At 66.5% G+C, this 11,952-nt stretch carries 11 protein-coding genes; 2 read left to right on the forward strand and 9 right to left on the reverse strand.

Annotation, left to right across the window (positions count from 1 at the left end):
- The 3 genes from I55_RS06935 to tpiA form a co-directional block, all read right to left on the reverse strand.
- A partial coding sequence (locus tag I55_RS06935) for a CTP synthase (protein WP_044559778.1) occupies positions 1-867 on the reverse strand: 867 nt, incomplete at its 3' end.
- Between the two features lie 105 nt (positions 868-972).
- On the reverse strand, positions 973-1,392 hold the full coding sequence (gene secG / locus I55_RS06940; protein ID WP_044559779.1) for a preprotein translocase subunit SecG: 420 nt from the start codon (positions 1,390-1,392) through the stop codon (positions 973-975).
- A 122-nt stretch (positions 1,393-1,514) separates the two neighbouring features.
- Positions 1,515-2,264: a triose-phosphate isomerase gene (tpiA, locus tag I55_RS06945; protein ID WP_044559780.1), complete on the reverse strand. Its 750-nt coding sequence runs from the start codon at positions 2,262-2,264 to the stop codon at positions 1,515-1,517.
- A gap of 314 nt (positions 2,265-2,578) precedes the next feature.
- On the opposite strand from tpiA, the gene I55_RS06950 reads away from it, so the two are divergent.
- Both I55_RS06950 and trpE read left to right on the forward strand, forming a co-directional pair.
- On the forward strand, positions 2,579-4,459 hold the full coding sequence (locus I55_RS06950) for a peptidylprolyl isomerase (RefSeq protein ID WP_044559781.1): 1,881 nt from the start codon (positions 2,579-2,581) through the stop codon (positions 4,457-4,459).
- Between the two features lie 6 nt (positions 4,460-4,465).
- Positions 4,466-5,992: an anthranilate synthase component I gene (gene trpE / locus I55_RS06955; RefSeq protein WP_044559783.1), complete on the forward strand. Its 1,527-nt coding sequence runs from the start codon at positions 4,466-4,468 to the stop codon at positions 5,990-5,992.
- 85 nt (positions 5,993-6,077) lie between these two features.
- On the opposite strand, the gene I55_RS06960 is transcribed toward trpE, so the two are convergent.
- The 6 genes from I55_RS06960 to I55_RS06980 form a co-directional block, all read right to left on the reverse strand.
- Entirely contained in the window at positions 6,078-6,470 is a 393-nt protein-coding gene (locus tag I55_RS06960; protein WP_044559784.1) for a hypothetical protein, read from the reverse strand.
- 53 nt (positions 6,471-6,523) lie between these two features.
- Positions 6,524-6,799, reverse strand: a complete 276-nt coding sequence (locus I55_RS32825) for an OmpA family protein (protein ID WP_083900907.1) — start codon at positions 6,797-6,799, stop codon at positions 6,524-6,526.
- On the reverse strand, positions 6,730-8,025 hold the full coding sequence (locus tag I55_RS06965) for a PstS family phosphate ABC transporter substrate-binding protein (RefSeq protein WP_159107129.1): 1,296 nt from the start codon (positions 8,023-8,025) through the stop codon (positions 6,730-6,732). Before I55_RS06965 ends, I55_RS32825 begins: the two co-directional genes overlap by 70 nt.
- Before the next feature lie 65 nt (positions 8,026-8,090).
- A complete protein-coding gene (locus tag I55_RS06970; RefSeq protein ID WP_044559785.1) occupies positions 8,091-11,093 on the reverse strand; it encodes a tubulin-like doman-containing protein in 3,003 nt (1,000 codons plus the stop codon).
- A gap of 170 nt (positions 11,094-11,263) precedes the next feature.
- Complete coding sequence (locus I55_RS06975; RefSeq protein ID WP_044559786.1) at positions 11,264-11,467, reverse strand: heavy-metal-associated domain-containing protein; 204 nt, start codon at positions 11,465-11,467, stop codon at positions 11,264-11,266.
- Between the two features lie 96 nt (positions 11,468-11,563).
- On the reverse strand, positions 11,564-11,952 hold a 389-nt coding region (locus I55_RS06980), incomplete at its 5' end, for a divergent polysaccharide deacetylase family protein (RefSeq protein ID WP_044559787.1).

An 11,952-nucleotide genomic window follows, 5' to 3' on the forward strand; every position in this document is an offset into this window, starting at 1 on the left:
CTCACCCTCCGGCTGGCGGACGCGGGCGGCGATCTCCTTCCAGCGGGAGAGATCCGGCGCCTCATCGGCCGGCAGGCCGAAGTAGCGCAGCACCTGCTCGTCGAAGCCCTGCTCATGATAGCTGACCGGCACGTGGTAGATGGTGTCCACGTCCAGGGCGGCGATCACCCGCTCCTGCCGGATGTTGCAGAACAGGGCGATCTTGCGGCGCTCGTTCTCCGGAATCGGGCGATCGGACCGGCACAGCAGGATGGACGGCTGGATGCCGACCGACAGCAGTTCCTTCACCGAGTGCTGGGTGGGCTTGGTCTTCAGCTCACCCGCCGACGGGATGTAGGGCAGCAGGGTCAGGTGGATGAACAGCGCCCGCTCCGGCCCCAGGTCATTGCCCAGCTGGCGGATGGCCTCCAGAAAGGGCGTGCTCTCGATATCGCCGACGGTGCCGCCGATCTCGCACAGGATGAAGTCCTCATCCTTCACGTCGCCCAGGATGAATTCCTTGATGGCGTCGGTGACGTGGGGGATCACCTGCACGGTGGCGCCCAGGTAATCGCCGCGGCGTTCCTTGGCGATCACGTTGGAATAGATGCGGCCGGTGGTGATGTTGTCCGTCTGCCGGGCCGAGACGCCGGTGAACCGCTCGTAATGGCCCAGATCCAGGTCGGTCTCCGCCCCGTCGTCGGTCACGAACACCTCACCATGCTGGTAGGGGCTCATGGTGCCGGGATCGACGTTGAGATAGGGGTCCAGCTTGCGCAGGCGGACCTTATAGCCGCGGGTCTGCAGCAAAGCACCCAGAGCGGCCGACGCCAGTCCCTTACCCAAGGAAGAGACCACGCCGCCGGTGATGAAAATGAAGCGCGTCATGGAAGCCTAGTTTAGCTAAAGGCCGCATGTCGGGCCAACGCGAATGCGCCGGCCCCCCGAATTGAAAGAGGCGGCTTTCGCCGCCTCCGTTGGTGTCGCCCGCCTTTACTGGCCGGTCGGAACTTTGGGCTCGCCAGAGGTGGGAGCCGGGGTGGTGGCCGGCGCCGGTTGCTGCGCGGCTGGGGCGCCAGGCGCCGCCGGCTGGTCACCGGTGGGTACGGTGCCGGGCGCCGCGTCAGGCGCCGGCGTGGCCGGAGCGGCGGCGGCCGGCAGCTTGTCGAACACCGAATCGTGATGCGTGGCAGCGCGGTTCAGCAGGGCCAGCACCAGGCTGGTCAGCAGGAAGGCGCCGAAAAGGATGGAGGTGGTGCGGGTCAGCAGGTTGGCGCTGCCCCGGGCCGTCATGAAGCCGCCCATGGTGCCGCCGCCCATGCCCAAGCCGCCGCCTTCGGAACGCTGGACCAGGACGACACCGACCAGCGCGATGCCGATCAGAATGTGCAAAACCAGGACGACGGTGGACATCGAAGCAGCAATCCTATCTACGCCGAATCAAATCGCGGCAGAAACAAAACACGGGTTGACCGGCCGCCCCTGGGGCGACCGGCCTTCACGCGCATCTCTTTACCCAGTCCGAACCCGGGGCGCTAGCGGCAAGTTTCCGCGATGGCCCAGAATTCGTCCGCCTTCAAGCTGGCGCCCCCGACCAAGGCCCCATCCACATCGTCGATGTGGAGCAGGCTGGCCGCGTTCTCCGGCTTGACGGAACCGCCATATAAGATGCGCACCGCGTCCGGCTGATCAACCAGCGTTGCGAGACGGCGCCTGATCATGGAATGCATGGCTCCCACATCCGCCGGGGTGGGCGTGCGGCCCGTGCCGATGGCCCAGACGGGCTCATAGGCCACCACCGTATTGGCGGCGGTGGCCCCATCGGGCACGGAGTCGTCGACCATACGAGCGATGACGTCCAGGGCGCGGCCGGCGTCACGCTCCGCCTCCGTCTCACCGACGCAAACGATGGCGACCAGGCCGGCGCGATGGGCGGCGGCGGCCTTGGCCTTGACCTCGGCGCTCAACTCGCCGTGCCCCTGGCGGCGCTCGGAATGGCCAACGATGACGTGGCTGCAGCCGACATCGGCCAGCATGGGGGCCCCGATGTCCCCGGTGTGGGCCCCGCTGTCCTTGCCGTGGCAGTCCTGGCCGCCCACGCCGACGGGCGCGTCGGCCACGGCCTGGGCCACGGTGTGCAGCAGGGTGGCGGGCGGACACAACAGCATGTCGAAGGCCACCTGCCCGGCCCCCAGCATGCGGCCGGCGAGGTCGGAGGCCAATGCCGCCCCCCCTTCCCGCAGGCCGTGCATTTTCCAATTACCGACAATGAATTTGCGGCGCATTCGTCTGTTCTCCCCGAGTTTAACGCACTCAAAAGGGAATCAGCCGCGCGGGGGCCTTTATGGTTGGGTGGCCCACCTTGTCACGGTTGTCCCTGTCGTCATGCTGTAACAGTACAAGGGCGGCTTTTCCATGATTCAGGCCGTGACAAGACGGTGTGTCGTGCCCCTGCGGCCGGGACGACAGGCCCGCCCAACCATCTATTGCCGGCCCTGCCCCCTGCTTCTATGATGCCGCGCCCTGATGGGAGGGTGGGTGCGCGGGTCTTCGGGCCCCAACCCCACTGACAAGCCAATTCGCAAGACGCAGCAGGCACATGCTTCAGTTCATCCGCAAATTCTCGGGCTCATGGTTCTCCAAGATCCTGTTCGTGTTCCTGATCATCAGCTTCGGGATCTGGGGCGTGGGCCGGGTGGGCACCTCGGTCAGCGACCAGGCTGTGGCACGGGTCGGCAGCATCGAGATCACGCCCCAGGACGTGGATCGGGCCTTCCGCCAGCAGGTGAACCGGCTGCGCCAGACCATGGGGCCGGAATTCACCGCCGAGCAGGCCCGCCAGATGGGCCTGATGCGCGCGGCGCTGCAGGATGAGATCCAGCGCGCCCTGATCAAGCAGGCCACCCACGACTTCGGCTTGCGCGTCTCAGAACAGGCGGCGGCGGCCAAGATCGCCGACATGCCGGTGTTCAAGGACAAGTCCGGCCAGTTCGACCCTCTGCTGATGCGGGCCCTGCTGCGGCAGAACCAGCTGACCGAGGAGGAGATCGTCGGTGAGGTGCGCGAGGACATGGCCCGCACCGAGGTGACGGAGGCCCTGGCCGCCGGCGTGCGCGTGCCCCAGACGCTGGCCCGCGAGGTCGTGCGCTATCGTGGCGAGCAGCGCGGGGCGGAGACCCTGCTGGTGGCCGACAACGCCATGCCGGATCCGGGCACGCCCGACCAGGCGGCGCTGGAAGCCTTCCATAAGGAGCAGGCGGCCCGCTACACCGCCCCGGAATACCGGGCCCTGACCGTCGTCACCCTGTCCACCGACGCCATCGCCAAGACGGTGGAGGTCAGCGACGAGGATCTGAAAAAGGCCTATGACGCCCGCGCCAAGGAATTCGTGAAGCCGGAGCGCCGCGACCTGGACCAGGTGCTGGTCGACACCGAGGACGAGGCGAAGAAGGTGGTGCAGGCCGCCGCCGGCGGCAAGTCGCTGGCCGACGCCGCCAAGGCCGCCAAGGTGACCATGCTGCCCCTGGAGGGCACCACCAAGGCCGATCTGCCCGCCGAACTTCAGGACATCGCCTTCTCCCTGCCGCAGGGCAAGGTGTCGGACCCGGTGCACAGCGGCTTCGGCTGGCACGTCATCGCCGTCACCAAGATCGTTCCCGGCAGCACCCAGACCCTGGATGAAGTGAAGCCCAAGCTGGTGGAACAGGTGAAGGCCGAGCGCGCCACCGACCAGTTGTACGACCTGTCCAACAAGCTGGACGACGCCATCTCCGGCGGCGCCTCGCTGGAGGAGGCGGCCAAGAAGGTGGACGCGACGGTGGTCAAGATCGCGGCCGTGGACCGCCAGGGCAAGGACCCGGCCGGCAAGCCGGTGGCCGGGGTGCCGGCCCTGGACAAGGTGGTGCAGACCGCCTTCGGCCTGGCGTCCGGCGATACCAGCAGCACCACCGAGGGCGAGCGCAACAAGAGCTATTTCGCCGTGCGCGTCGACAGCGTGCAGGCCCCGGCCCTGAAGCCGCTGGACCAGGTGAAGGACCAGGTGGCGGCCGACTGGAAATCCGCCAAGCGCGCCGAGGCCGCCAAGGCCAAGGCCAAGGAGATCGAGGACAAGCTGAAGGCCGGCGCGGCACCTGAACAGCTGGCCAAGGAGACTGGCGCCGTCTACAAGCGCCAACCGCCCGTCGGCCGCACCGCCACCAAGGACAGCCCCCTGCCGGCCGACATCGTGGACGCCCTCTTCACCCTGAAGCCGGGCGAAGTGACCAGCGGCGCCGTGCCAGAAGGCCAGATGGTGGTGCGCTTGGCGGCCATTGTGCCCATGCCGGAGCCACTGCTGGCCGAGCGGGCGACCATCGCCGCCAAGCAACTGCGCGAAGGGGTGGCCGGCGACCTGTACGTCCAGTTCCTGGACGCGCTGCGCGCCCGCTACCGCATCACCGAGAACCGGACGCTGCTGCAGCGCCTTGAACACCAGGAGTAAGGTTTCGTGACCCCCTTTCCCGATGAGACGGCCTTCGGCACGGCGTATGCCGCGGGCCAGGCGCAGGTCGTCTGGACGCGGCTGGTCAGCGACCTGGAGACGCCCGTCGCCGCCATGCTGAAGCTGGCGCAAGGGCGCCCGTTTTCCTTTCTCCTGGAATCAGTGACCGGCGGTTCCGTCCGCGGCCGCTATTCCCTGATCGGCCTGAAGCCCGACCTGATCTGGAAGACCAAGGGCGACCGGGTCTGGATCAACCGCCACGCCGCCACCGACCCGGCGGCGTTCGAGCCCGTGGCCGCCCCGCCCCTGACCGCCCTGGCCGAGGTGCTGGAGGAGAGCAGTATCGACCTGCCTGCCGGCCTGCCGCCCATGTCGGCCGGCCTGTTCGGCTATCTCGGCTATGACATGGTCCGGCAGATGGAAAAGCTGCCGAACAAGAACCAGGACGCGCTGGGGGTGGAGGACGCCGTCCTGATCCGCCCCACCATCATGGCCATCTTCGACAGCATCGAGAACGTGGTCACCCTGGTGACGCCGGTGCGGCCCCAGGCCGGCGTGCCGGCGGACGCGGCCTACCTGGCCGCTTCGGGCCGCCTGGCCGATGCCGTGGCGGACCTGGACCGGCCATTGCCGGTGGGCCATGACGCCGCCGGTGAGATCGCGGCCCTGCCCGACCCGTCCTCCAACATCAGCCGCGCCGACTATCACGCCATGGTGGAGAAGGCGAAGGAGTACATCCGCGCCGGCGATATCTTCCAGGTGGTGCCCAGCCAGCGTTTCTCCGTTCCCTTCGCCCTGCCGCCCTTCGCGCTGTACCGCGCGCTGCGGCGCATCAACCCCTCGCCCTTCCTGTTCTTCCTGGATTTCGGCGAGCTGGCCGTCGTGGGCTCCAGCCCGGAGATCCTGGTGCGTTTGCGGGACGACACCGTCACCATCCGCCCCATCGCCGGCACCCGGCGCCGCGGTAAGACCCCGGCGGAGGACAAGGAGCTGGAGGCCGACCTGCTGGCCGACCCCAAGGAGCTGTCGGAACACCTGATGCTGCTGGACCTCGGCCGCAACGACGTGGGCCGGGTGGCGGAGGTGGGCACCGTCACGGTGACGGAACGGTTCACGATCGAGCACTACTCCCACGTCATGCACATCGTGTCCAACGTCGAGGGCAAGCTGGACAAGTCCCGCTTCAACGCCATCGACGCCCTGGTGGGAGGCTTCCCCGCCGGCACCGTCTCAGGCGCACCCAAGGTGCGCGCCATGGAGATCATCGAGGAGTTGGAGGGCACCCGCCGCGGTATCTACGGCGGCTGCATCGGCTATTTCGCCGCCAACGGGACCATGGACACCTGCATCGCGCTGCGCACCGCCGTCATCAAGGATGGCGTCATGCACGTGCAGGCGGGTGGCGGCGTGGTGGCCGACAGCGATCCGGAAGCCGAGTACCAGGAAACCGTGAACAAGGCCAAGGCCCTGTTCAAGGCCGCCGAGGAAGCCGTGCGCTTCGCCCAGGAAAAGCGGTCGACGCGAAATATCTGAAGGCCGCCTGAAAAAACAAGCCGCCGGCGGGAGCCCCTGCCGGCGGCTTTTTTCATGGNCGCATCGTCGATTCCGCACCGCCGAATCAGCGCGCCAGCTTGATGGTCTTCATGGTGATCAGCACTTGGGTGAAGTCACCGCCGTCAAGCTGCTCCGCCAAGGTGCCGGTCACCGTCACATGCTTGCCGATGAAACCGTCGACTGATCGCCCCTGCACCAGGACGATCTGCATCTGATCGACATCCTCGAAGCTGGAAAGATTGGTGTCGCTGTGGGGATCGCCCGCCACATCGACCGGCACGTCGAGGCGCAGCATCGGCACCCGTAGCTTGGCGTCCTGCTCCGGCGTTTCGCCGAAATTGGGGGCACCGTAATGGTCCTCCATCACAACGGTGCCTGACAGTGTCACCACCGCCGGTTCATAGTGCAAAGCCGAAGCCGCGCTGGCGACCGGCGCCGAGCCAATCAGCGCCGCCATCAAAGCGCCCCCAAGAAGACCATGCATCATAAAATCCCCTACCGCAGGCCACCTTAAGGACGGACGTAGATCTCCACCCGACGGTTCTTTTCCCGCCCCTCTTCCGTGCCGTTGTCCGCCACGGGCATGTCGGCCCCCAGCCATGTGGTCAGGCCCACCCGAACGCCCTGCTGGCCAAGCGCATCCGCCACGGCGCGGGCGCGCTGCTTGGACAGGGTGTCGTTCATTTCGGGCCGTCCCCGGCTGTCAGCGAAGCCGATCAGCAACAGCTTGTCGGGCCGCACGCCGGCGATGGAAACGAAGTCCACCACCCGTGCCAGATCGCGCATGGCACGATTGTCCAGAGCGGATGAACCGTGACGAAGCGGAAGTTGGTGGACAGCCGCTGCGCCCCCTGGGTCAGGTCCGCGAATTGCCGCGAGACGGAGGAAGCGGCCACTGCCTCGGACCGGATGGTCAGCGGCACGAAGCCGCTTTTCTCCACCACTGTCTGGCCGGCGGCGGACAAGGCGAACTCGACATACTTGAAGACGTTCGGATTGGCCGGCGCGGCCGCCGTATAGAGGTATAGACGGCGGGCGAGCGGGTAATCCTCAGTCCCCACCGTGAAACGGTTGGGCACCAGCGGCGTGGCGTCAGGTTCCGCGATGGCGACGGCCTTGGTGGGACCGACATAGGCCAGGCCGACAAAGCCGATGCCCGCGGGGTCCGTCGCCACAGCGCCGGCAAGTTCACCGCTGTCCTCGAACCGCTTGGCGCCCGCCACCAATTGGGACTTGCCCAGGACCAGGCTCTGGAAGGTGTCGAAGGTGCCGGAATTATCATCTCGCGCGTGGACATGGATGGGGCCCGGCGTCCCGCCAACCTGCGACCAATCCTTGATCAGGCCGTTGAAAATGGCGGCCACCTTGTCCTTGGACAGGGTGGACACCGGATTGGAGCGGTTGACCACCACCGCGACGCCGTCCAGGGCCAACACATGCTCGTTGGCGGGCCCCGTCATGTCACCCTGGGACGCGAGGCCGCTGGTCTCCTCCGCCGAGACGCGGCGTGACGCCATGGCGATGTCCGCGTCGTTCGACAGCAGGCCGCTGAAGCCCGTCTTGGTGCCGCGCGCCACGATGCTGATGGCGTCGGTCTGGCCGGCGCGCTCCCCCGCCACCATCATGTCGGTCGGCGTGGAACCGGGTACGCGGCGGATGTTCTGATATCCCTGGCCGCTCAGATAGGCCTCGGCCAAGGCCGGGGCCAGGCCAGCGCCAACGGTGTTGGAACCGGCAAGGCGCAGAATCACCGTTGCCGCCGGCGGTGCCGGCTGGGGGTCTCGTTTGGCCGCAGCGGCCATCGGCGCCGCGGGCTGCTGGGCGGCGGGCGACGCGTTGTTCGACCACCCCTTGCCCCACAGCACGACACCGCCACCGACGATGGCGACGACGACAAGCCCGGCGATCGCCGCCAGAATGCCCTTCCCCGAGGTTCCCGACCGCGCCTGGGCCACCAACAGCCCTTTGCCGCATTCGGGACACACGAAATCCTGGCCCGGCTGGCGGGCCAAAAGCTTTCGGCTATCGGCAAGGGAACAGTTCCCGAAATTCGTGCAATGCCCCATCTGGCCCGTCATCAGATCGCTTCCCCCTTCAGCAGACGGACGGCCGCCTTGCCGCCTTCCACGAATGCCCGGTATTGCGGATTTTGCGGATCCCCGCCGGTCGCCGCCTTCATCTCATCGATACGGCCGAGGATGCGCCGCTGCAGCGCGGCGCGCGCGTCGGCCCCGCTGCACGCCGGCTCCGCCAACGCGGCAGTGACGCCGTCACGCAACGACGCCAGCGCCATCAGGTCGACATGGTCCGGCGCTTCCGGCAGGCTGGCGCCCAGCACGATGGGGTCGTTGTCGAAGCCATCGGCATCCTTGGTGACCAGCAGCAGCTGCGCGGCCCCCGTCGCCGTCCGTCCGTCATGGATCAGGCCCGTCGCATCCGCCAGCAGCAGATAGGGCACAGCCTCCTTGCGCACCTCGTTCCCTGACTTCACGAACAGCGGGGGGAAATCTTTCCCGTCACCCTCGGTGTGCAGTTCCAGCCTGGCGCGCACGGGATTGCCGGCGATGCGGTACTCGTACTTCTCCTGCAGCACGGGCAGGACGTGCACGTAGCGCACGGGGAACAGGTTCTTGATGGCGATCATGGTGATCTCGTTCTCGCGCCCCTCGGACTCGATGAACTCCAAATCACCGGGCTGGGCCATGCGGAACGCCTGCTTCAGCGCGTCCACGAACGGGGCATGGTCCGGCGCCTTGGGCAGGATGACGATGTACTTGGCGGTCAGGGTCTGCACGCCCACGGGGATGCCGGGCGCGGACTTGTTGACCTCCAGCGGGTTCATGGTCAGGAAGCACCCCGCCTGGGTCACCAGCTTGGAGACGAAGGCCTTGAGTTCCTGCGGGTCGGTGCCGAAACGCTCCTTCAGCCTCTCGATGATGGAAACGCCCAGGATGCGGTCGCGCGCATTGGTCACCAGGTTGGCGTGGGCCACCTGGGCGTTGCGGGCGCACACCGTCTCGATGGTATCGGTCAACGCGGAGAAATCGACCCGCTCCTTGAAGGCGGTGAAGGTCTGGTTGTCCCCCAGACGCGCGATCAAGGCCGCCCGCACGGTATTGGTCTGGGTGCGCTGTTCGGCGGAATCGGTCATCAGGGCGCGGCCCACCGACTTAACCAGGGCTGGATCGTAGAAGCGGATGAGATGGCCGCGCAAATCGTCGGCCGCCGCCCCGCCCAGGCGCTGGTCTATCCCCGCTTCAACCTTCTTCAGCGCGTCACGCATGGTGGAGGCGATGCCGTCGATGATGCCCTTCAGCTCCGTGATCTCGGTGACGACCTCCGCGATCAGTTGCCGGGCGAAGCCCCAGGCTTCCGCCCGCGTGCGGCGGACATACAGTTCCTGAAGATAGATGGCGTGGCTGTCCAGCAGGCTGTCCGGCTTGCCGAACACCGATTTGGACAGGAAGCCCATCTGTGCCCAGGCGTGCAGGTTCTCCGCCAGCCGCGCCTCGCAATCGGCGATGGCGCCGCCCAGCTTGCCCAGCGCCTCATCGACGCCGGCCTGCCGTTCACGCAGAAGGTCGATCAGGGCCTCGACCACCCTGCCCACCTCGGCGGCGGAACGCACACCCGTCCGCCAATCCCCGAACAATTCGCGTTCGACCTGCACGCGGATTTCGCGCGCCATGTCCTTCTTGGCCTTCAACTTGGTGCGATAGAAGGTGGGGACGCCCAGATTGCGGTAATCCTCATCGAAGCGCTTCTGGCAGAGCTTGGCCAGCTCATCCAGCCAGGTGCTGCGTTCCCGCTCCCGCACCAGCGACTTGAAGGTGGGAAGCACCGCCTCCCACTCCTGGGTGATGGGCTTCCACTTGCGTCCGGCGTCATCTTGCGACAACAGCGCCACGGACAGCGTCACATGCTCCTCGGTCAGCAACCAGCGGGCCAGCACGTCGGCCTGGCGGACGAAGGCGCCGTAATCGGCGTTGCGCGCCTCATCAACGAAGCCCACCGCCTCCTGCCAGTTATTGAAGCGCAGTTGCTGGATGGCCTGCCGCGCGAAGCCCAGCGTCAGGTATTCCTTGATCTCCTCTTCCGGGATGGCGACCCGCTTTATTCCGAAGCTGAGGAACCGCTTCGAACGCTCCCCCACCTTCTGGCCCGGCGCCGTTTCCGGGGCGCCATCGCCATTCTCGGCGTTTTCCATGCGCTCCAGCGACCGCCAGCCGACCTGCGAGGCGACGACGATCTTCTGGTACAGGAAATCGGCCAGAATGCCCGGCAGCTCCCGGTCCACATCCGCCTGGTAGCCATTCTCATTCTCGTTGCCGAACAGATAGGCCCCGTTGAACGGATCCTTCAGGGTCAGCCGCCCCCGCACGCCGGTGACATCCCACGGCTTGTAGGCGGTCGTGGACAGGGCGTTCAGTTCCAGCAGGGCCGCGTAGCCGTTGGAATGATAGTTGCCAGTGTCCCAGTTGGGGTTGGGATGGCGTTCCGGCAACAAGAGATATGGAATGATGCGATAGCGCAGGGAATCGTCATAGAGGTCGCGGAGCTGGGCCAGCGCATCGATGATGGCGCCGCTGCCCGTGCCGCCCGCCAGGCCGGCCACGACGTGGAAAGTGACCTCCCCCACGCCGGTGGACTGCAACTCCTTCACCGCGGACTGCACCTGCTTGCGGAACTGGTCGATCTTGCAGGCGAACAGGAAGCGGCCCAGGCGCCGTTTCTGGCCGCCCAGGGCGGCCCCGACGACGCTGCCCAGCACATCGCCCCAAGTGGCGCGATCCCCGATCCAGGGTTTGATTCCGGCGTAGGTGTCGATATTGGCCAAGCGGGCCGACAGATCCTCCCCCGTGATGCGCAGCTGGCTGCCCAAGGGAAGCTGAACGGAATAGCCCAGCACCTTCCAGCTGGGATCGTCCTGCGCCATCATCTCGCCGCTGGAATCGACGTAAAGATAGGCGATCTTCACGTCCCCGGGATTTTCCGCCCGCATCTCCGCATAGATTTGCTTACGCAGCGCCCGGATGACTTTGCCGCCCGTTCCGCCAAGACCTATGACGAGATGCCCCATCGATTCCGCCCACCACCAAAGCCAATACCCGTTTCTTCGGGATATACTCTATGTGGCGTTGTGGGCGTAGGCGGATTTTAAGTCCAGATGGTGTGATCGGTCGGTTTCAGGCCCTTAAAGGCGAGAATACACTTCATTATTTCATTTTTATGACAGGCGCGACACTCGGATCAGACTGGTCCGACGAAGTCGAAGCCCGCGTCCTCAACAGCGCGTTTCACCTGATCGCCATCGGCGGGGCCGGCGATGGCCACCACGCCGGCCTCAAGGTCCACGGCCACCTCAGTCGTGGGGCTGACGGCCTGGATGGCCTTGGTCACTGAGCGGGCACAGCCCTGGCAGGTCATGCCGTCGATCCGATATGAAGCGCTCATCTCATTCTCCAAACTGCCGCGGGGCCCCTGCCGAATGTCTCAAGCATCTTGCTTGGTTAACGACGAATATCAAGGTGGGCACTGTCAAAGAGGCTTTTAGCTCCCGCCCGGCGGGGGCGCTATGACGGACGTCAATGGCACCAGGGTAAAACCCTTGGCCGCCAGGGTGGGCAGCCAACGTTCCAGCGCCGTCAGGGTGACGTCGTGCGGATGGCCGATGGCGACGGCGGTGCCGTGGTGGCGCGCCACCTCCTCCACCTTCGCCAGCATGGCCTGCACCGCCCTGGGGGACTGGTCGTCGTCCAGGAAGACATCGCGGCTGACCAGCGGCAGGTGGTAGCGGGTGGCCAGTTCCGGGCCCTTGGTGGCCGGGGTGGTCCGGCTGTCCAGGAACATCAGGCCGCGACGCGACAGTTCGGCCAAGACGACGGCCAGCTTGCCCTCATGCGCCGTGAAGCGGCTGCCCATGTGGTTGTTGATGCCGA

Source organism: Azospirillum sp. B4 (genome assembly GCF_000333275.1).
Classification (GTDB): Bacteria; Pseudomonadota; Alphaproteobacteria; order Azospirillales; family Azospirillaceae; genus Nitrospirillum.

Coding starts and splice junctions, on each gene's coding strand:
- secG (WP_044559779.1), bottom strand. CDS start 1,392: ATGTCCACCGTCGTCCTGGTTTTGCACATTCTGATCGGCATCGCGCTG.
- I55_RS06950 (WP_044559781.1), top strand. CDS start 2,579: ATGCTTCAGTTCATCCGCAAATTCTCGGGCTCATGGTTCTCCAAGATC.
- I55_RS32825 (WP_083900907.1), bottom strand. CDS start 6,799: ATGCGCGATCTGGCACGGGTGGTGGACTTCGTTTCCATCGCCGGCGTG.
- tpiA (WP_044559780.1), bottom strand. CDS start 2,264: ATGCGCCGCAAATTCATTGTCGGTAATTGGAAAATGCACGGCCTGCGG.
- I55_RS06975 (WP_044559786.1), bottom strand. CDS start 11,467: ATGAGCGCTTCATATCGGATCGACGGCATGACCTGCCAGGGCTGTGCC.
- I55_RS06970 (WP_044559785.1), bottom strand. CDS start 11,093: ATGGGGCATCTCGTCATAGGTCTTGGCGGAACGGGCGGCAAAGTCATC.
- I55_RS06960 (WP_044559784.1), bottom strand. CDS start 6,470: ATGGCGGCGCTGATTGGCTCGGCGCCGGTCGCCAGCGCGGCTTCGGCT.